The following is a 19,951-nucleotide window of genomic DNA, read 5'->3' as shown; positions in this document are numbered from 1 at the left end:
CTTGCAACAGGAACCGACCATGCCCTCTTTATCACGTTATTTCATCGGCATCGCTGCGGCGGCGACGATGATGGCAATGTCGAACCAGGCCCATGCGCTGGGCTGCGAATGGCCAACGGTCACAGGCCCCATGCAGTTCACCCATACTCTGACTGGTGTAAAGTGGGTGGCACGCGAGGCACCCGTGGGTAGCAAGATCTACTCAACCACCACTACCGGCGTAGTGGGCCCCGGCTTTGGATTGGCATGCGACAACAACGGCACGCTAACCCTCACGGCCAATATGGGTACGCCATTACCTATCGCCCCCGGCACCTTCCCCCCTGTCGACGGTAAAGATGTGACGGGCAAAGTGCTGCAAACCAACATTCCGGGCGTAGGCTTGTACCTGGAACTGGGCGGTTTCCTCAATGGTTCGGCCACCAACGCGTTCCTTGCCGACGATGGGGGCGTCGGTGCCGTTCCCTATGTGGGTGTAAACCAGCAGAACATGCAGCCCACCTCAATGCTGATGAGCAACCTCACCATCAAATACATGGCCCTGATCAAGACCGGCCCCATTCCAGCTGGCGTCAGCTCGTTCAACCAAGAGGTTGTCAGGGGTGTAGTCAGCGATGTCGGAGATGCCGTAAGGCTTACCCTGGTCGGGCAAGTCCAGCAGGCCCAGTGCACAGTAAAGGCCGACGCAGTCAGTGCAAACCCGGTACAACTTGGCACTCACGACATCGCCGACCTCACAGGCCCGGGCAGCACCACCGCCCCGGTGGACTTCTTTATCGCGCTCAGCGACTGCGAGGATGATCCGGCCGGCAGCGTCGCTCGCGCCTTCATGCGCCTGGACGGCGTAGACGGTTCCGTCTCGATAGACCGCAGCATTGGATTGTTCAGCCTGACCACAGACTCGACCGCCAGCGGCCTCGGCATCCAGGTACTGCGCAGCGACAACACCCCACTGCAACTGGAAGAGTTCGTGGATATGGTGGCCCTTGCCCCTGGCACGGTGCGCCTTGATCTTCGCGCACGGTATTACCAGACTGAAGCGACGGTTACCCCTGGCGAGGCCAAAGGTGCACTGACCTTCACCATCGAGTACCGCTAAAGGGCAGGCCATGGTGTGAATTGCCATGGCCGGGCCATTTTCCAGAAAAAAACGCACCAAAGGAACGTTAGAATTCCTACCTCGCGGCGCGCCAACCTGCAACACCTGGTACCCAAAGAAGGGCTGCTTCCCTTTCGACTGACGCTTCTTGTTCAAGGCCACCGAAGCAGGTACGTTGGCCGCCTGGACGTTGCAGCAGTTTAGTACGAGATCAACCACCTGCGCGCAGTTGGGCAGGATGAACTTGACGCTCTCACACAGCAATTCGAAAAACGTCAAGCTGCTCGATGAAGCGCTGGTAAGCCTCGCCGAGTTCCTCCAGCCAGGTATCGAAATCCTTCACTGACGCCAGCGTGAAGGTGAAGCCCTGCACCTCTTTGCGCTCGCGCGCCGGGAGTTTGGCAAACAGTTCTTCAAAGCCGTCCAACAGGTCGAACTTGCTCATCACCACGTACAACGGCAGGCGAGTGCCTAACTCGCCACCCAGTTCCGTGAGGCGAGCGCGCAGCACGAAGGGCAGGTCACGGCGCTCTTTTTCGGTTTGCGCGAACAGCTTGGTCATGTCCACCAGCAAGACCGCGCCATTGAGCGGTCGCCGGCTGCGCCACGGTGGGAGTCCGCATTTCATGGACTAATTTCTGGACTAAAAAGTCCGAATGCCCATGAATCGGAGTGGCTTTGGCTAGAACGAAAAAAGACGCCGAAGCGTCTGATTTCAACGACTTACAGACCTCCATGGAACTCTGTAAATCTATATTTGGAGCGGGAAACGAGACTCGAACTCGCGACCCCGACCTTGGCAAGGTCGTGCTCTACCAACTGAGCTATTCCCGCAATTTGAAGCTTTACCGCTAATCGGCGTGAAGCGCCTTTACAGCCTTCACCACCACTGCACCGTGCGAACGCCACAGTATTCAAACTGGAGCGGGAAACGAGACTCGAACTCGCGACCCCGACCTTGGCAAGGTCGTGCTCTACCAACTGAGCTATTCCCGCAATGGCGTCCCCTAGGGGACTCGAACCCCTGTTACCGCCGTGAAAGGGCGGTGTCCTAGGCCACTAGACGAAGGGGACACACAACACTTTTCAGTGCACCAGCACCTGAACCTCACGATTCAGACTGGATTTTTATTTCCCGCACCGCCGTTAAGCGTTGCCGGAGAACTTGGAGCGGGAAACGAGACTCGAACTCGCGACCCCGACCTTGGCAAGGTCGTGCTCTACCAACTGAGCTATTCCCGCAATATGGCGTCCCCTAGGGGACTCGAACCCCTGTTACCGCCGTGAAAGGGCGGTGTCCTAGGCCACTAGACGAAGGGGACACGCTGCTGGCATTACTGCCTGCTTTCACTTCCTGCTGCGTTCTGCTGTGTGCTTTACGCTGCAAGTGGCGCGCATTCTAGGGAGGGATGGATAAGCCGTCAACCCTTTTGTAGAAATTTATTTAAATCAATGACTTCCCGCCCTGCCGTCCCAACTCGCCCCTGCGTTATACGAAGCCCGAGCTGAATTTCTGACGTCAGCGCCGCATAAATGTGCCAGCATTCAGCCACTGGGCAAACGGCCGATAATGAACACAGGCTGTCAGGGATTATGCAACCTCGCCCCTACACTCAATGATGCAATCCATTTCATGAGGCATTCACGGTGACACCACTACTGATCACCCTGCTCGTCGTGGCGGGTATCGCACTGCTGATTCTGATTGGCTACCTCAATAACGTGGTCGAGAACGGCAAGCTCGAGCGCGCTCGATTGAAGATCGAACTGGCCGATCGCCTGCGTCGCTGTGGCGAAATCAGTGAAACCTTCCCCGGGCAGTACATGACCCCTGGGCTGAAATTGCTGCTGACCCGGCTGGAACTCAACGTGAACCAGCGCCAGCTTGCCCTGGACAAGCACAATGCCGACATCAAGGCGCGCATCGCTGAAGTAGAAGCGCTGATCGCCAAGGGCGAGCAGATACCGGTCAACAACCCACCCAACCCGATTCTGACCGAAGCCAAGGCCAAGGACGTGCGGTTTCTGCTCGAAGCCTTGCACAACCAGATCACCCGCGCCGCGCAGGAAGGCTTTTTACCTGCTCTGGAAGCCAAGCACTGGCTCAAGGAAATTCGCCACATCCTGGTATTACTGCATATCGAGTTCTTCAACAACCTCGGCCAGCAGGCCTTGCAGAACGAACAGCCCGGCCAGGCCCGCCTGGCCTTCGAACGGGGCGTGCAATACCTGCGCAAGCAGCCCGAACCGAAGGTCTATGAAGAGCAGCTGACGTACCTTGAAAAACTGCTGGCGCGGGTGAACGCCCAAGTGCTGGATCAGCTGGCGCCGACCGAAGACGAAGAAAACGAGCTGACCGAAGGCTTGAAGACCGACGACGAGGAAACCTGGAAGAAGAAGGCGATGTACGACTGAACATCTTGCCTGTACCGGCGGCTCAGGCATGCCGCCGGTACAGGCTCAGGGCGATCAGCAGTCAGTCAGTTGCAGGAAAATCGCCGCCAGCTGCTCAAGCCCCGCCTGATCGGCTTCACTGAAACGCCCAACCGTAGGGCTGTCCAGATCCAGCACGCCCACCAGCCTGCCCTCCTTGATCAGTGGAATCACCAACTCGCTGTTGGACGCGCTGTCGCAGGCTATGTGCCCGGCAAAGGCATGCACGTCCTCTACCCGCTGGGTTTGCCGCGTGGCTGCTGCGGTGCCGCATACGCCTTTGCCAAAGGGAATGCGCACGCAAGCCACCTGGCCCTGGAACGGGCCGAGCACCAGCTGTTCATCGCGATTGATGTAGAACCCCGCCCAGTTCAGGTCTTCGATCTGGTGATAGACGAAGGCCGAGAACTGCGCGGCGTTGGCGGTGAAGTCACGCTCGTCGGCGAACAGCGCCTGGACTTGCGCCGCCAGCAGGGCGTAGCCGTCCAGGCCAGCACCACTGGCATTAAGATCGATCATCGGGTTTGCTCCAGCAATTGCAGCCCGACCCAATAGCGGGCGAACTGATAGGCACATCGGCCATTACGATTACCGCGGCCAGTAGCCCAGCGCACGGCGAGTATGTCCAGGGCTTCGTCACGCTGCCAGCGCAGCCCGGCCGGGCGCGCGAGCTGGCCGATCCAGTGCTCGACCACATTGAGGAAGTGCTCCTGGCTGAAGGGGTAGAACGACAGCCACAACCCGAAGCGGTCGGACAAGGCGATCTTGTCTTCCACGGCTTCGTTGGGATGCAACTCGCCATCGACCATCTGCCAGTTTTCGTTGTCGCTCTGTTTTTCCGGCACCAGGTGGCGGCGGTTGGACGTGGCGTACAACAGGACGTTGTCCGGGGCCTGCTCCAGGGAGCCATCGAGTACGCTCTTGAGCACTCGGTAGTCGCCCTCGCCTGCCTCGAACGACAGGTCGTCGCAGAACAGGATGAAGCGCTGCGGCAATTTCTGCAGTTGCTCGACCACCCGCGGCAGGTCGGCCAAATGGTCGCGCTCGATTTCGATCAAGCGCAGCCCCGCCTTGGCGTGCTCGGCCAGCAACGCGCGCACCAGCGAAGACTTGCCCGTGCCGCGCGAGCCCCACAGCAACGCGTGGTTGGCCGGCAGGCCATTGATGAACTGATGGGTATTGCGGCCAAGCTGGTCACGCTGCTGGTCGACCCCGATCAGGTCGCTCAGGCGGATATCCAGGCTGACCTCCAGCGGCATCAGGTAGCCACTGCGGCCGTCGCGCTGCCAACGGGCAGCCAGGGTCGCGGACCAGTCGATCTCCGGACGCGGTGCCGGCAGCAGCGGTTCGAGACGGGCCAGCACCGTTTCGGCGCGGTCCAGAAAAGCAATCAAGCGGGCGTCCATGACGACTCCTACACATTCGAATTCGGGTTGGCGGGTGGCCCGTTATCCTTGCACCGCCCCGTACAGTCGCAACGGCACGTAGCACCGTGCCATGGCGTACAAGGCTATTGGGCGATGAAACGGCCAGCCCAGGCGGTCAGCCTGATCAGGGCTGAATATGTGACAGACCCGCCAGCAGCCGCGATCGATCGGCTATGCTTGCGCAGCGCAAGGAATGTGGAACCGGCTCGGGACTCATGGATATCAAGTTCACCAATCGCCTGTCATACAAGCAAGCCCGGTTGACAGTCCTGGTTGGCTTCATCCTGGGAACATTGCTCAGTCTTGTCCAGATCGGCATCGATTATGCCAGCGAAGACGCCTCGATCAACCGCGAAGTGCGTGCGCTGCTGCAAATCAGCCACAACCCGGCCTCGCGCATTGCCTACAACATCGACTCGGAACTGGCACTGGAGTTGACCCGGGGGCTTCTGGAGTCGCCTGCCATCGTGCGTGCACGGTTGATCGACAACAACGAGACGGTGCTGGCCGACGTGGAGCGACCGCGACTCGAAGACCGCTACAGGCCGATCAGCGACTTTCTCTTCGGCGATCATCGCCAACTGCGCGACCCCCTGTTTCTCACCCACATGCCCGACGAGTACCTGGGCACGCTGTACCTGGACGTGGACACCTACCCCTTCGGCCGGCGTTTTCTCGACCGCGCCGGCCTCACCCTGCTCAACGGCTTTGCCCGCAGCCTGGTGCTGACAGGCCTGTTGCTGGCACTGTTCTACATGATGCTGACCAAGCCGTTGGTCACGGTAATCGGTGCGCTGAGCGGCGGCGATGCGCGCAAGCCCATGCAGGGACGACTGCAATGCCCGCCCGGTCATGAGCACGATGAAATCGGTGTGCTGGTGAAGGTGGCCAACCAGCAGTTCGTCAGCATGTCCACCGAGATCGAGCAGCGCCGTACGGCCGAGAATCGGCTCACCCAGTACCTCAACGAGCTGGAGAATATCGTTGCGGCCCGCACCGACGAACTCAAGGCGAGCAACGACAACCTCAGCCTGACCAACCAGGAGCTTGAACAGGCCCGGCGGCGGGCGCTGGACATGGCCCATGCACGGGCGGCGTTCCTGGCCAACATGAGCCACGAAATCCGCACGCCCCTCAACGGGATGCTCGGCATGATCGCCCTGGCGCTGGACAACCCACTGCCCGGCGAGCAGCGCCAGCAGCTGACCATTGCCCATGATTCCGGCAAAGTTTTGGTCGAATTGCTCAACGATATCCTCGATCTGTCGAAATTCGATGCAGGCCAGCTTGAACTCGAACACATCCCTTTCGACATGGCGACCTTGGTCGAGGATACCGCCAGCCTGCTGTCGCAGAACGTGGCCCAAGGGGTCGAACTGACCTGCCTGATTGCCCATGACTTCCCGGCAAGCGTGTTGGGCGACCCCACGCGGGTGCGCCAGATCGTCGGCAACCTGTTATCCAATGCCTTGAAATTCACGCGCTTCGGGCGGGTGGACGTAAGGCTTGAGCCAATGATCGGCGGCGTGCGCCTGGAAGTCCGGGATACCGGCATCGGCATCCCTGAAGATGCGCAAGCGCGTATCTTCCAGCCCTTCACCCAGGCCGGCGCAGGCATCACGCGTCAGTACGGCGGTACCGGCCTGGGCCTGGCCCTGACCCGTAACCTGTGCAAGGCCATGCACGGGCATCTGCATATCCGGTCCCAGCCCGGTTTTGGCAGCCGCTTCACCGCAGAGCTGCCCCTCAACCCCTACGCCAAGGCCGATGCGCCCGAGCCTTTGCACGCCAGCGTGGCTGCACTGACCGCAGCGGGCAGCGGCCTGCATGAGCTGATGCTTGGCCTGCTACCGGCCTTGGGCCTGGCGTATGCACGTCACGACGGCATTGAGACCGTGGCTGGCACAACCGACCTGCTGATCCTTGACGATGTGCAAGCGCTGGCCGAAGTGCGCAGGGTTTCGCAGATACCCATTCTGCTGGTCACTGCCTACGGCAATTTCCTGCCCAGCGAACAGGCGTTGGCCATGGCTCCTCTGCATCAGCTCGCACGCCCGCTGACCCGGGGGGCGCTGTACCAGACGCTGCATCGGGTATTGCAAGGGCACGATGCCGAGCATCCATTGGCAACCCCGCCCACCGCTACAGCCAAAGGCCGGGCACGCATCCTTCTGGTGGAGGACAACCCCGTCAATCAACTGGTGGCCAAGGGCATGCTGGCAAAGCTGGGGTGTCAGGTCGAATTGGCCACGCAAGGTGTCGAAGCCCTGGCGCGGCTCGAGGAGCAGGCCTTCGACCTGGTGCTGATGGACTGCAACATGCCGGTGATGGATGGCTACGAGGCCACCCGGCGGATCCGTGAGCGCGGCCGTTGGCCAGGGCTGCCGATTGTCGCACTCACCGCCAATGCAATGCCCGAGGAGCGCGAGCGATGCCGGGCGGCCGGCATGGACGATTACCTGGCCAAGCCGTTCCGGCGCGAGGATCTGCTGGCCGTGGTCGATCGCTGGGTACCGGTCAGCGGCTGAGCAGGCGCTCGATGTCCGCCTCCAATGCCTGCGGCTTGGTGGTCGGCGCATAACGCACCACCTGGCCGCTGACTGGGTCGAGCAGGAACTTGGTGAAATTCCACTTGATCTTCTGGCTACCCAGAATGCCGGGCGCCCGCTGTTTGAGCTCGGCGAACAAGGGATGGGTACCTGGGCCGTTGACCTCCACCTTGCGAAACAGCGCAAAGCTCACGCCGAAATTGCGCTGGCAGAACTGCGCGATATCACGCGCCTCACCAGGCTCCTGCTTGCCGAACTGGTTGCAGGGAAAGCCCAGCACCATCAGCCCCCGATCACGGTACCTCTGCCACAGCTGTTCCAACCCGGCGTATTGCGGCGTGAAACCGCACTGGCTGGCGGTGTTGACCACCAGCACGGCCTTGCCTGGGAAGTCGCCCAGCTTCTTGTGCTCGCCTGTAATGGTGACACAGGGAATATCCAGCAGCGATGCGGCCATGTTCGAGCTCCGGTCAGTCACGGGGGCGCAAGTCGATGCACACCGAGTTGATGCAGTAGCGCAGCCCGGTCGGTGGCGGCCCGTCGGGAAACACGTGGCCCAGGTGAGCATCGCAGCGGGCACAGGTCACCTCGGTGCGGATCATGCCGTGGGACGTGTCGCGGATCTCGATCATCGCGCTGTCCTCGATGGGGGCGTAGAAGCTTGGCCAACCACAGCCCGAATCGAACTTGGTCTGGGCATCGAACAGCGCCAGCCCGCAGCAGATGCAGTGATAGATGCCGTCGCGGCGCTCGCTGTTGTACTTGCCGCTGAACGGGCGCTCAGTGCCTTTTAGGCGGCACACCTGGTACTGCTCGGGGTCGAGCATCGACCGCCACTGTTCCAGGGTTTTCTCGATCTTTTGCATGGGGCTACCTCGGCAGGCTCAATTTCACCCTGCGCCGTCTTTTCCGGGGCGCGGGTGGCACGTATATTAGTTGGCTTCGTGTGCAAGGCGTTCAGTCTCGCACCCGCTTTGTGCCCTTACAAACCTTTCGGCCGGGCATAGCGCGTTTTCTCAATCGGGATTCCATCATGCAGTTCAGCAAATCGAACAAGCTCGCCAATGTGTGCTACGACATTCGCGGCCCTGTGCTCAAGCACGCCAAGCGCCTGGAAGAGGAAGGCCACCGCATCCTCAAGCTGAACATCGGCAACCCGGCGCCGTTCGGTTTCGAGGCGCCCGATGAAATTCTGCAGGACGTGATCCGCAACCTGCCTACCGCGCAGGGCTACAGCGATTCCAAAGGCCTGTTCAGCGCACGCAAGGCGGTGATGCAGTACTGCCAGCAAAAGGGCATCGAAGGCGTCGGCATCGAAGACATCTACCTGGGCAACGGCGTGTCCGAGTTGATCGTCATGTCGATGCAGGCCCTGCTGAACAACGGTGACGAGGTGCTCATCCCCGCCCCCGACTACCCCCTGTGGACGGCAGCCGTAAGCCTGGCCGGTGGTAAACCGGTGCACTACCTGTGCGACGAGCAAGCCGACTGGTTCCCGGACCTGGAGGACATCAAGGCCAAGATCACCCCCAACACCAAGGCACTGGTCATCATCAACCCCAACAACCCAACGGGCGCGGTCTACTCCACGGAGCTGTTGCGGGGCATGCTGGAACTGGCTCGCCAGCACAACCTGGTGGTGTTCTCAGACGAAATCTACGACAAGATTCTTTATGACGAAGCGGTGCACATCAGCACGGCCTCCCTGGCACCGGACTTGCTGTGCCTGACCTTCAACGGCCTGTCCAAGTCCTACCGCGTGGCAGGCTTTCGCTCCGGCTGGCTGATCATTTCCGGTCCCAAGCACCATGCCCTGAGCTACATCGAAGGCATCGACATGCTGGCCAACATGCGCTTGTGCGCCAACGTACCGGCCCAGCACGCCATTCAGACAGCACTGGGTGGCTACCAGAGCATCAACGACCTGGTGCTGCCGCCAGGGCGCCTGCTGGAGCAGCGCAACCGCACTTACGAGCTGCTAAACGACATCCCTGGCGTGAGCTGCGTCAAGCCTATGGGCGCGCTGTATGCGTTCCCGAAGATCGACCCGAAGGTCTGCCCGATCCTCAACGACGAGAAATTTGCCTTGGACCTGCTGCTGTCCGAGAAGCTGCTCATCGTCCAGGGCACTGCGTTCAATTGGCCTTGGCCGGACCATTTCCGTGTGGTGACACTGCCCCGCGTAGATGACCTGGAAGCGGCCATCGGACGAATCGGTAATTTCCTCAGGACCTATTCGCAGTAAGCACACGCGTCGCGGGCGCTCACAGTTGGCTGAAATCGTGGTTGAAGCTGTGAGCGCTGGCGAGCCCGCCATAGGAAAAAGAGCAGCCTTACGCGCGCCGTAGCATGTTTCTTACATTCTGCAATGCTCTATCCCACAGCCGGCTTCCCCTCCTCTGCCATACTGCGGCTTACACAGTTTGAAATAGTCCGTCGATTGAATCCCGGCGGCAGGCCCCTTATATACCCCGCAGTAAGCGACAATTCATCCGTCAGGAGAACGTAACAACCATGATGCGCATTCTGTTGTTTGTGGCCACCAACCTTGCGGTGGTGCTGGTTGCAAGCATTACCCTGAGCCTGTTCGGTTTCAACGGGTTCATGGCGGCCAACGGGGTCGACCTCGACCTTGGCAGCCTGCTCGTGTTCTGTGCGGTGTTCGGTTTCGCCGGCTCGCTGGTTTCGCTGTTCATCTCCAAGTGGATGGCGAAGATGAGCACCGGCACCCAGATCATCAGCCAGCCGCGTACCCGTCATGAGCAGTGGCTGCTGCAAACGGTCGAGGAGTTGTCCCGCGAGGCAGGCATCAAGATGCCGGAAGTGGGTATTTTCCCGGCCTATGAAGCCAACGCCTTCGCCACCGGCTGGAACCGTAACGATGCGCTGGTAGCGGTCTCTCAAGGCCTGCTGGAGCGTTTCTCGCCCGATGAAGTGCGCGCGGTGCTGGCGCACGAGATCGGCCACGTTGCCAACGGCGACATGGTCACCCTGGCGCTGGTCCAGGGCGTGGTGAACACCTTCGTGATGTTCTTCGCCCGGATCATCGGCAACTTTGTCGACAAGGTCATCTTCAAGAACGAGGAAGGCCAGGGTATCGCCTACTACGTCGCGACCATCGTGGCCGAACTGATTCTGGGCATTCTGGCCAGCATCATCGTCATGTGGTTCTCGCGCCGCCGCGAGTATCGCGCAGACGAAGCCGGCGCTCGCCTGGCTGGCACATCGGCCATGATCGGCGCCCTGCAGCGCCTGCGTGTGGAGCAGGGCCTGCCGGTCCACATGCCCGATACGCTCAAGGCCTTTGGCATCAATGGCGGCCTCAAGCAGGGCCTGGCCGGCCTGCTGATGAGCCACCCGCCGCTGGAAGACCGCATCGACGCCCTGCGCCGCCGCGGTTGATCCGCCCCACCCTGCAAAAGGCGACCTCGGTCGCCTTTTTTGTGAGTGCTCGATAACGCGGCAAGGCTGGGTAACGGTTTCAACGGCTGACCCGATAGACCCTCTCCCACAAGCTCGAGGCCCCCGCCTGCACGAACTTCGGGCTCTGCTCGATCACCTGCACCGCCTCGAGCTCATCCACTTGCCAGCCGGCGAACCCTTGCCGCAACGCGTCGTCGCTCACCGAGAACGGCGGCCCGGCCACCAACGCCTGGTCATAGTCCAAGGTCACCACCAACCCCTGGGTGCCGGCAGGCAACAAAACCGTTAGCGCTCGGACATACTGCTCCCGCATCGCCGAGGGCAAGGCGATCAAGGCCGCTCGGTCGTAGAGCGCAGTACAGTCACCCACGTCGCTGCGCGACAACGCAAAAAAGTCGCCGCACCACAGCTCTATCGGCCCATGGCGCCAGACTTCGAATGCACCTGTGTGTGAAACCTGTGCCTCAAGCCCCTGCTCACGGAAGAAATCTTCCACTGCCCGACGAGACAACTCGACACCCATCACGCGGTGCCCCTGCCCGGCCAGCCACAGTACGTCCAAACTCTTGCCACACAAGGGCACCAGTACCTTGCTGTTGGCTGCCAGATGCAAGCCAGGCCAATAGGCCTGCAGGTAGGGGTTAACTTGGGCTTGATGAAAGCCAATCTGATTGTCGGCCCACCGCTGCTGCCAGAATGCAGGTTCCATGTTTGCTCCCGATTATTCGATGGTTCATAGCCATAACTTGATTTGGATTCGATCAAGGCTTGGCCGAAGATGCGTGCATCTTAACCCTCAGGACCCTGCCATGCTGCCCAGCTTGTTCATCTCCCACGGCTCACCCATGTTGGCATTGCAACCCGGCGCCAGCGGGCCTGCACTGGCGCGCTTGGCCAAACAGCTGTCTACGCCACGTGCGATTGTCGTGGTATCGGCCCACTGGGAAAGCCGCGATCTGGCGGTAACGAGCGGCGCAAGGCCGGACACCTGGCATGACTTTGCTGGCTTTCCTGCAGCGCTGTACGCCGTGCAGTACCCAGCACCGGGCGATCCGGACCTGGCGCGACGTATCTGTGAGCGTTTGCAGGCGGCCGGGCTACCCGCTCACCCAGACGCCGAGCGGCCATTCGATCATGGCGCCTGGGTACCGTTATCGCTGATGTATCCGCAGGCACAGATCCCGCTGGTGCAGGTGTCCTTGCCCAGCCATTTGGGCCCCACGGTGCAGGTACGCATTGGCCAGGCCCTGGCCGGGCTGCGCGAAGAGGGTGTCCTGCTGATTGGCTCTGGCAGCATCACGCATAATCTTGGAGAACTGGACTGGCAGGCTGGACCAGACAAGATGGCACCGTGGGCGCTGGCCTTCAGGAACTGGATGGTAGAGAAGTTGCAGATCGACGACTCCCAGGCCCTGCTCGACTACAGGGCGCAGGCGCCGTTTGCAGTGCGCAACCATCCAAGCGATGAGCATCTGCTGCCGCTGTTCTTCGCCCTAGGCGCGGGCGGGGCTTTTGGTGTGGTGCACCAAGGCTTTGCCTTGGGTGCGCTGGGGATGGATATCTACCGATTCGATTAGGCAGCGTCTGATTGCTTGCAAAAAAAATCCCCGACCTAGGCCGGGGATTTTTCACTGCTTGGGGATCAGTCTTCGCGGTAGCGACGCAGCTTGAGCTGCTTGCCAGCGACGCGAGTGTCCTTGAGCTTGGTCAGCAGCTTCTCGAGGCCATCTTCCGGCAGCTCGACCAGGCTGAAGCTATCACGCACCTGGATGCGACCAATGGCATCACGCGCCAGGCCACCTTCGTTGAGGATGGCGCCCAGCAGGTTCTTGGCGGCGATACCGTCACGTGCGCCCAGGGCGGTACGGCAGCGTACGCGGCCTTCTGCCAGCGGCAGTGGCGCACGACGCTCGCGCTCGCCACGGTCCGGGCGCTCGCCACGTTCGGTGCGCTCGCCACGCGGTGCGAAGCTTGGCACCAGCGGCTGTTCGCGTTCTACCGCTGCCAGGTCCAGGGCTTGGCCATTGGTGGCCTTGCGCAGCAGGGCAGAAGCCAGCGCGCGAGCGCTGCAGCCCAGGTCGGCGGTCAGGCGGTCGAACAGCTCACCGTGGGTGGCTTCGGCTTCGGCAACCAGCGGCGCCAGGCTGTTGGTCAGCTTCTTGATACGGGCATCGAGCACCGCCTGGCCGTTGGGCAGGCGCGCTTCGGCAACTTTCTGACCAGTCACGCGCTCGATCACCTGCAGCATGCGGCGCTCACGGGGCGTCACCAGCAGCAGTGCGCGACCTTCGCGACCCGCACGGCCGGTACGGCCAATACGGTGCACGTAGGACTCTGGATCGTACGGCATGTCGACGTTGAACACGTGGGTGATGCGCGGCACGTCCAGGCCACGGGCAGCGACGTCGGTGGCGACGACGATGTCCAGGCGGCCATCCTTGAGCGAGTCGATCACACGCTCACGCTGGTTCTGGGCGATGTCGCCGTTCAGCGCAGCAGCCTTGTAACCCTTGGCTTCCAATGCGGCAGCCAGGTCCAGGGTAGCCTGCTTGGTGCGCACGAAGGCGATCAGCGCGTCGAACTCTTCGACTTCCAGCAGACGCAGCACGGCCGGGATCTTCTGGTCGGCATGTACCATCAGGTGAGCCTGATCGATCGCGGTGACGGTCTGGGTCTTGCTCTGGATCTTGACGTGCTTGGGCTCACGCAGGTGACGTTCGGCGATCGAGCGGATCGACGACGGCAGGGTCGCGGAGAACAGTACGGTCTGACGCGTAGCCGGGATGGCATCGAAGATCACTTCGAGGTCGTCCATGAAGCCCAGCTTGAGCATCTCGTCGGCTTCGTCCAGTACCAGGTACTGCACGGTCGACAGGACCTTCTCGTCACGACGCAAGTGGTCGCACAGACGGCCTGGGGTGGCGACGACGATTTGCGCGCCGTTGCGGATGGCGCGCAACTGCGGGCCCATCGGGGCACCACCGTAGACGGCCACGACGTTCACGCCCGGCATCTGCTTGGCGTAGGTTTCGAAAGCGGTTGCAACTTGCAGCGCCAACTCACGGGTTGGTGCCAGGATCAGGGCTTGCGGCTCGCGCTTGCTCACATCGATTTTGTTGAGGATCGGCAGAGCAAAGGCAGCGGTCTTGCCGGTGCCCGTCTGCGCCTGGCCGATCATGTCGTGACCGGCGAGGATGATCGGGATCGATTGCTGCTGAATGGCCGACGGCTCTTCATAGCCGGTGGCCACGACAGCGGCAACAATGTTCGGATTGAGATCGAGAGCGGCGAAGCCGGCGATTTCCTGGGTCATGGGTCTGCCTCTAGAGTGCATCCGCAAAGACCCATGCTCCAAAGCTGCACAAGCCATGAAAGACCGACAGGTCACCCAGGCAGCTTTGGCGGCGGGGATTTGCGAAAACGATTGAAAAAGATACTTGGGAAGGTCCGCCTAGCGGACGTGCAGCCGAAGCTGGACTCGGAGGATTTGCACCGCCTGATTTTTGAGGCCCGCTAAAAGACCGGCGCGTACTATACCTGAAATCGAACGGGACGGGAGGAATTTTTTCAGGGCGCGGGGTTTGGGGAGGATGTCGGCTGAAGGTGGCTGAAACGATACATCTTTTGCACCTCAAGGGTCGTGGTTTGGGTTATCGCCAAGCAGCTGAAACGCTACGGACTTGATGCTCGGGACCTCTGCATGACTGCGCAGCGGGCCCTGCAAGCTCATCCCAACTGCCCGGCTCAACTGGCCGGGCGAATTTCCTTGATCAACCCTTCAAGGTTATACCCCAGGCGTGGTGCCAATGCCTCGGCCCGAGCCCGCAGCCCCGCCAGGTCCAGAGTCTGCTCCAGGTCGGCTGGCACCAGCACGATCACGTTGCCCTCCTTGACCGGCAACTCCCAGTAATGGCGGTGGTACAACCCGCGCAGCAATGCCGCCCCAAGCGGCTTGCCCTCGTCGGTGGCCCACTGATTGATCACCAGCCAGCCGCCGGGATTGAGGCGTTGCTGGCAGCCCTCCAGAAACTTCCAAGCCAGATGCCCCACGCCAGGGCCATGGTCGGTATAAAGGTCGACGAACAGCAAGTCGGTCTTTTCCGTGGTTGGCAGCAGTTCGACAGCATCGCCAATGCGCACGTACAGCCGTGGGTCATCGTCCAGGCCAAGGTGCTCCATGGCCAGACGTGGCACATCCGGGCGCAGCTCGATGGCCTCGATGTCTTCGAGGGGCAGAAACTTCATGCACGCCTGGGTCAGGGTTCCGGCGCCCAGCCCCAGGAACAGCGCACTTTCCGGCTGCTCATGGCAGAGCGCCCCTACCAGCATGGCGCGGGTATAGTCGTACTCCAGCCAGCTGGGGTCCGCCGTGAACACGCAGCTCTGCTCGATGGCGTCGCCGAATTCGAGGAAACGGTAATCATCCACCTCGTACACGCTGATAACGCCAAAGGCATCCTCCACGCGTGCCAGCAACCGTTCCTGCCGTTGCGCCACCATGTGCCAATCACCCCGCAAAAGCTGCATTGTCCGTCAACGCCCGTGCTGCAACAAGCACGGTGCCAGCTGTTACTATGGCTGCCAGCCTGCAACCTACATGACCGAGCCTGAAATGACCCAAACGTGGAGCCCTGACAGCTGGCGTGCCCTGCCGATCCAGCAACAACCCGTCTACCCTGACGCTGCGCACCTGCACAAGGTCGAGCAAACCCTGGCCAGTTACCCGCCGTTGGTGTTCGCGGGCGAAGCCCGCGAGTTGCGACGCCAGTTCGCCGAGGTGACCGAAGGCCGGGCGTTTCTCCTGCAAGGTGGCGATTGTGCCGAGAGCTTCGCGGAATTTTCCGCGGCCAAGATTCGCGACACCTTCAAGGTGCTGCTGCAAATGGCCATCGTCATGACCTTTGCCGCCGGTTGCCCCGTGGTCAAGGTAGGGCGCATGGCCGGGCAATTCGCCAAGCCTCGTTCGGCCGGTGATGAGACCCTGGGGAGCGTTACCCTGCCCGCCTACCGTGGCGACATCGTCAATGGTATCGGCTTCGATGCCAAGAGCCGCATCCCCGACCCAGAGCGCTTGCTGCAGGCCTACCACCAGTCCACGGCCAGCCTGAACCTGCTGCGCGCCTTTGCCCAGGGCGGCTTTGCCGACCTGCACCAAGTGCACAAGTGGAACCTGGACTTCATCGCCAATTCGGCGCTGGCCGACAAATACCACCAGTTGGCCAACCGCATCGACGAAACCCTGGCGTTCATGCGCGCCTGTGGCCTGGACAGCGCACCCCAGCTGCGCGAGACCAGCTTCTTCACGGCCCACGAAGCCCTGCTGCTGAACTACGAACAGGCCTTCGTGCGCCAGGACAGCCTGACCGGCGACTACTACGACTGCTCCGCGCACATGCTCTGGATCGGCGATCGCACCCGCCAGCTCGATGGCGCACACGTGGAGTTCTTGCGTGGGGTGCACAACCCGATTGGGGTCAAGGTGGGCCCGAGCATGGACCCAGAGGCGCTCATCCGCCTGATCGACATCCTCAACCCCGGCAACGACCCAGGGCGCCTGAACCTGATCGTGCGCATGGGCGCGGGCAAGGTCGGGGACCATTTGCCGGGGCTGATCCGCACCGTCGAGCGAGAGGGTCGCAAGGTGCTGTGGAGTTCGGACCCGATGCACGGCAATACCATCAAGGCCAGCAGCGGCTACAAGACCCGCGACTTCGCCCAGATCCTGGACGAGGTCAAGCAGTTCTTCCAGGTGCACCAGGCCGAAGGCAGCCATGCGGGCGGTATTCATATCGAGATGACCGGGCAGAACGTCACCGAATGCATCGGTGGGGCTCGCCCGATCACCGAGGATGCCCTGTCGGATCGCTACCATACCCACTGCGACCCGCGAATGAACGCCGACCAGTCGCTGGAATTGGCGTTCCTGATCGCTGAAACATTGAAACAGGTGCGGCGCTAAACGACAGCCCCGAAACGCCAGGCAAGGACACCGCTGGGCTCACTTGCACAGCGGGTCGTCCCAGAAGTGCCGCTCGCTTTCCTGATGAGTATCGGCCCTGCTCAAACCCAGGTCGTGAAGCATGGCATCGCTCAGGCTGGCAAGCTGCTGACGCTGGCGGTGCAGCTCCAACCACCGGGTCACTCGCCCCCAGGTCGCCCGCCACAGCGGCCTGAACGAAATCACCGAAGCCTCTGCGCTGCTGATCGTACCTTTCATCGTGAAGCCCTCCGTTATCGATGGCTTCAGTCTCACGCGCCGATTAAGATCAATCCAACGAATGTTTCTGATGCCATGCATCTCGGAGATTGATGCAATGTCCCAGTACCAGAGCCTTGACGCCGACGTGTTACGCACCTTCGTTGCCATTGCCGAGCAAGGTGGCTTTACCCGGGCTGGTGAAGTGGTCAACCGCACCCAATCGGCCGTCAGCATGCAGATGAAGCGCCTGGAAGAAGATATCCTTCAGCGGCCCTTGTTCGAGCGCGAGGGGCGGCAGGTGCGCCTGACCGCCGAAGGTCAGGTATTGCTGGGGTATGCCCGGCGCATCCTCAAGCTGCACGGCGAAGTCTTCAACACGCTGCGCATGCCGCACATGGTGGGCCTGGTGCGTATCGGTACGCCGGACGACTACGCCATGCGTTTTCTGCCGAGCATCTTGTCCAGCTTCGCCAAAGCCTACCCCTTGGTTCAGGTGGAGGTGCACTGCGATACTTCACGCCAACTGATGCTGCGCAAGGACCTGGACCTGACCATCGTCACCCGCGAGCCCGGTAACGAGATCGGCCAATTGCTACGCCAGGAGCGGCTGGTATGGGCCGCGGCCGAGGGCTTCTGCCCGCACGAGCAGCGCCCCATGCCACTGGCATTGTTCAACACCGAATGCTTCTGCCGCGCCTGGACCTGTAACGCACTGGAAACCCAGGGCATCGACTACCGAGTGGCCTACACAAGCCCCAGCCTCTCAGCGATTTTTGCCGTGGTCACCGCAGGGCTTGCGGTGACCGCCCAGCTGCAGAGCCTGATCGGCGGCAATCTGCGGGTACTCGGCGAAGCCGAAGGCTTGCCTGAATTGCCGCTGGCCAACGTCATGCTGGTACGTGGCGGTCAGTCACCCTCTCCCATTACCGACTGCATGGCGCAGTACATCATCGAAGGGTTCAAGTGACACGCCTGCGGCTACAGTTCGAAACCCAGCATGACCGCGCAGGCCACCAGGAAAACGCAGAACATCGCCCGCAGCGCCTTTTCCGGTAAGGCGTGGGCCAACTTCACGCCCCAGCTGATGCTCAACAGCCCGCCTACCGCAAGCGGGATACCCACGCCCCAGTCCACACTGTGGTGCACGGCGTAGGTCACCAAGGTGACCAACGTACTCGGCGCGGCCAGGGCCAGCGACAACCCTTGCGCCACCACCTGAGTGGCACCGAACACGCTGGTCAATATGGGCGTGGCGACGACCGCGCCACCGACGCCGAACAACCCGCCCATGGTCCCGGCGAAGCAGCCGAGAACGCCAAGCCAAGGCCAGGGGTGACGCAGCTCGGTACTGGCAGGGCTGACTTTCATGAACATCCTGGCCAGGTTCCAGATCGCCAGCGCCACCAGAAAGCCCACGAAGCCCAAGCGCATGGCATGTGCGTCCAACCCCACCGCCCAGATCGACCCCAACCACGCGAACACAAAGCTACACAAGGACAGCGGCAAGGCATGCCGCAGCTCGATGCGGTTGCGTTGGTGATAGCGCCATAACGCCAATAGCACGTTGGGCACGACCATGACCAACGCCGTGCCCTGCGCCAATTGCTGGTCAAGCCCGAACAACACGCCAAGGGCCGGGATGGCAATCAGGCCGCCACCGATGCCGAAAAGCCCACCCACGGTTCCCAGGGCGACACCCAATACGCCGTACAGCACCCACTCGATCATCAGCCTTCTACTTTTATCGTGCACAGGGATCGTCATGCTAGCGGCTGCACGCTGGCAGCGAAACGCACAGCCACGCACAATGGCTGTGCGTTTCCTGCATAAGCGAATTTTTCCATGAACCCCGATGCATTGATCGATCAATTGAGCCTGTTTCTGGATGTACTGGAAACAGGGAGCTTTTCTGGCGCGGCCCGGCGTCACCCGCTGACGCCTTCAGCAGTTGCCCGGCGTATCGACAACCTGGAGCGAGCCCTAGGCAGCCGCCTGTTCAGCCGCAGCACGCACGCCGTGCGGCCAACGCCTGCAGGCAATGCGTTTGCCGAACGCGCCAGGCATGTCATCAATGAATTGCGCCTGGCCCGGGCCGAAGCGGTGTCGCTGAGCAATGCCCCGGAAGGCTTGATACGCATGGATGCACCGGCGGCCTTCGGGCGCCGTCATCTGGCACCGGCGATCGCCGATTTTCTGGTGGCCTACCCTGGCCTTGACGTGCAGTTGCGCTTGATCGACAGCTTCGTCGACATGCACGGTAGCCATTTGGGGGAAGTCGACCTGGTGTTACGGGCAGGTCCGCTGGCCGATACACGCCTGGTGGCGACACCCCTTGCCGACATGGTGCGCATCGCCTGCGCCAGCCCCGCCTACCTGGCGGCACGGGGCTTGCCCAAGTGCCCCAGCCAATTGCCTGGGCATGACGGCCTGGACTGGGACGGCCTGGCCCCCCCGTTCGCCTGGCGATTCGAGGTGGACGGCCAGACACGTCTGTACCGGCCCTCGCGCATGCGCATGGTTGCCAACAATGCCGAAACCCTTCTGTTCGGTGCCTTGGCCGGGCTGGGAATCGCCCATTTGCCGACGTGGTTGACCAGTGAATACCTGCTGCGCGGGGAATTGATCGCGCTTTTTTGCGACGCTGGCTTGCCGCAACCGGAGACGAGCGGCATTTATGCACTTCGCCTTGAACATGAAACGAACTCTCGCAGCCGATTGCTGCTCGAATTCCTCAAGAGCCGCTTTAGCCCGGTCCCGCCGTGGGATCTGGCACTGCGCAGTGAATTACGCTGGTAGTAAGCGTACCCACCATCAGCGTGCT

18 protein-coding genes, 5 tRNA genes and 1 pseudogene are annotated in these 19,951 nt (G+C 61.6%); 9 read left to right on the top strand and 15 right to left on the bottom strand.

From position 1 onward, the window contains the following. The first annotated feature begins 19 nt into the window (after positions 1-19). Entirely contained in the window at positions 20-1,099 is a 1,080-nt protein-coding gene (locus CWR53_RS06760) for a fimbrial protein (protein ID WP_058605772.1), read from the top strand. 253 nt (positions 1,100-1,352) lie between these two features. On the opposite strand, the gene CWR53_RS06755 is transcribed toward CWR53_RS06760, so the two are convergent. The 6 genes from CWR53_RS06755 to CWR53_RS06730 all read right to left on the bottom strand — a co-directional run bounded on the left by CWR53_RS06755 (position 1,353) and on the right by CWR53_RS06730 (position 2,421). After that, positions 1,353-1,727 (bottom strand): type VI secretion system protein, encoded by a 375-nt coding sequence (locus CWR53_RS06755; protein WP_241493125.1) that lies wholly within the window; start codon positions 1,725-1,727, stop codon positions 1,353-1,355. Positions 1,728-1,857: 130 nt separating this feature from the next. Beyond that, positions 1,858-1,933: transfer RNA gene (locus CWR53_RS06750), tRNA-Gly, on the bottom strand. An 86-nt stretch (positions 1,934-2,019) separates the two neighbouring features. After that, positions 2,020-2,095 (bottom strand) — tRNA-Gly (locus CWR53_RS06745). 2 nt (positions 2,096-2,097) lie between these two features. Then, positions 2,098-2,173: transfer RNA gene (locus CWR53_RS06740), tRNA-Glu, on the bottom strand. Between the two features lie 92 nt (positions 2,174-2,265). Next, positions 2,266-2,341: transfer RNA gene (locus tag CWR53_RS06735), tRNA-Gly, on the bottom strand. A 4-nt stretch (positions 2,342-2,345) separates the two neighbouring features. Beyond that, a tRNA-Glu gene (locus CWR53_RS06730) sits at positions 2,346-2,421 on the bottom strand. Positions 2,422-2,746: 325 nt separating this feature from the next. Between CWR53_RS06730 and CWR53_RS06725 the strand changes: the two genes are divergently transcribed. Further along, positions 2,747-3,514 (top strand): hypothetical protein, encoded by a 768-nt coding sequence (locus tag CWR53_RS06725; protein WP_023535381.1) that lies wholly within the window; start codon positions 2,747-2,749, stop codon positions 3,512-3,514. A gap of 54 nt (positions 3,515-3,568) precedes the next feature. Here CWR53_RS06725 and CWR53_RS06720 read toward each other — a convergent pair whose 3' ends face one another. Both CWR53_RS06720 and CWR53_RS06715 read right to left on the bottom strand, forming a co-directional pair. Next, on the bottom strand, positions 3,569-4,051 hold the full coding sequence (locus CWR53_RS06720) for a GAF domain-containing protein (protein ID WP_058605774.1): 483 nt from the start codon (positions 4,049-4,051) through the stop codon (positions 3,569-3,571). Continuing rightward, positions 4,048-4,938, bottom strand: a complete 891-nt coding sequence (locus tag CWR53_RS06715; protein ID WP_058605775.1) for an ATP-binding protein — start codon at positions 4,936-4,938, stop codon at positions 4,048-4,050. The genes CWR53_RS06720 and CWR53_RS06715 overlap by 4 nt, the downstream gene beginning before the upstream one ends. Before the next feature lie 194 nt (positions 4,939-5,132). Between CWR53_RS06715 and CWR53_RS06710 the strand changes: the two genes are divergently transcribed. Next, positions 5,133-7,487: a response regulator gene (locus CWR53_RS06710; RefSeq protein WP_100851100.1), complete on the top strand. Its 2,355-nt coding sequence runs from the start codon at positions 5,133-5,135 to the stop codon at positions 7,485-7,487. Here CWR53_RS06710 and CWR53_RS06705 read toward each other — a convergent pair. Then, a complete protein-coding gene (locus CWR53_RS06705) occupies positions 7,477-7,965 on the bottom strand; it encodes a glutathione peroxidase (RefSeq protein ID WP_058605777.1) in 489 nt (162 codons plus the stop codon). The two genes, CWR53_RS06710 and CWR53_RS06705, sit on opposite strands and share 11 nt — an antisense overlap. A gap of 13 nt (positions 7,966-7,978) precedes the next feature. Continuing rightward, a complete protein-coding gene (msrB, locus tag CWR53_RS06700) occupies positions 7,979-8,374 on the bottom strand; it encodes a peptide-methionine (R)-S-oxide reductase MsrB (protein WP_025338187.1) in 396 nt (131 codons plus the stop codon). 167 nt (positions 8,375-8,541) lie between these two features. Between msrB and CWR53_RS06695 the strand changes: the two genes are divergently transcribed. Continuing rightward, entirely contained in the window at positions 8,542-9,753 is a 1,212-nt protein-coding gene (locus CWR53_RS06695; protein ID WP_058605778.1) for a pyridoxal phosphate-dependent aminotransferase, read from the top strand. 269 nt (positions 9,754-10,022) lie between these two features. Then, positions 10,023-10,910 carry a protease HtpX gene (gene htpX / locus CWR53_RS06690; protein WP_023535364.1) on the top strand — a complete coding sequence of 296 codons (888 nt, stop codon included), beginning with the start codon at positions 10,023-10,025 and terminating at the stop codon, positions 10,908-10,910. 79 nt (positions 10,911-10,989) lie between these two features. On the opposite strand, the gene CWR53_RS06685 is transcribed toward htpX, so the two are convergent. After that, positions 10,990-11,640, bottom strand: a complete 651-nt coding sequence (locus CWR53_RS06685) for a thiopurine S-methyltransferase (protein WP_058605779.1) — start codon at positions 11,638-11,640, stop codon at positions 10,990-10,992. A gap of 100 nt (positions 11,641-11,740) precedes the next feature. Here CWR53_RS06685 and CWR53_RS06680 point away from each other — a divergent pair, with 100 nt between their 5' ends. Then, positions 11,741-12,508, top strand: coding sequence for a class III extradiol ring-cleavage dioxygenase (locus tag CWR53_RS06680; protein ID WP_100851099.1), 768 nt, complete (start codon positions 11,741-11,743; stop codon positions 12,506-12,508). Between the two features lie 65 nt (positions 12,509-12,573). Here the strand turns inward: CWR53_RS06680 and CWR53_RS06675 are convergent. Then, a pseudogene (locus CWR53_RS06675) lies at positions 12,574-14,279 on the bottom strand (DEAD/DEAH box helicase). A gap of 396 nt (positions 14,280-14,675) precedes the next feature. Next, entirely contained in the window at positions 14,676-15,431 is a 756-nt protein-coding gene (locus CWR53_RS06665; protein ID WP_058605804.1) for a spermidine synthase, read from the bottom strand. A gap of 112 nt (positions 15,432-15,543) precedes the next feature. On the opposite strand from CWR53_RS06665, the gene CWR53_RS06660 reads away from it, so the two are divergent. Then, the gene (locus CWR53_RS06660; protein ID WP_058605805.1) at positions 15,544-16,890 is read left to right on the top strand and encodes a class II 3-deoxy-7-phosphoheptulonate synthase; all 1,347 of its coding nucleotides are present in this window, start codon (positions 15,544-15,546) and stop codon (positions 16,888-16,890) included. A gap of 39 nt (positions 16,891-16,929) precedes the next feature. Here CWR53_RS06660 and CWR53_RS06655 read toward each other — a convergent pair whose 3' ends face one another. Then, complete coding sequence (locus CWR53_RS06655) at positions 16,930-17,148, bottom strand: DUF1127 domain-containing protein (RefSeq protein WP_100851098.1); 219 nt, start codon at positions 17,146-17,148, stop codon at positions 16,930-16,932. 97 nt (positions 17,149-17,245) lie between these two features. Between CWR53_RS06655 and CWR53_RS06650 the strand changes: the two genes are divergently transcribed. Then, entirely contained in the window at positions 17,246-18,097 is an 852-nt protein-coding gene (locus CWR53_RS06650; RefSeq protein WP_023535366.1) for a LysR substrate-binding domain-containing protein, read from the top strand. Positions 18,098-18,108: 11 nt separating this feature from the next. Here the strand turns inward: CWR53_RS06650 and CWR53_RS06645 are convergent, their stop codons facing one another. Then, a complete protein-coding gene (locus CWR53_RS06645) occupies positions 18,109-18,858 on the bottom strand; it encodes a sulfite exporter TauE/SafE family protein (protein ID WP_100851097.1) in 750 nt (249 codons plus the stop codon). Between the two features lie 114 nt (positions 18,859-18,972). On the opposite strand from CWR53_RS06645, the gene CWR53_RS06640 reads away from it, so the two are divergent. After that, complete coding sequence (locus CWR53_RS06640) at positions 18,973-19,926, top strand: LysR family transcriptional regulator (RefSeq protein ID WP_100851096.1); 954 nt, start codon at positions 18,973-18,975, stop codon at positions 19,924-19,926. Positions 19,927-19,951: the final 25 nt, after the last annotated feature.

The organism is Pseudomonas sp. SGAir0191 (assembly GCF_002812565.2).
Taxonomy (GTDB): Bacteria; Pseudomonadota; Gammaproteobacteria; order Pseudomonadales; family Pseudomonadaceae; genus Aquipseudomonas; species Aquipseudomonas parafulva_B.
Note: the sequence above shows the minus strand (reverse complement) of the source record. Positions and strands in the feature narration are given on the sequence as shown.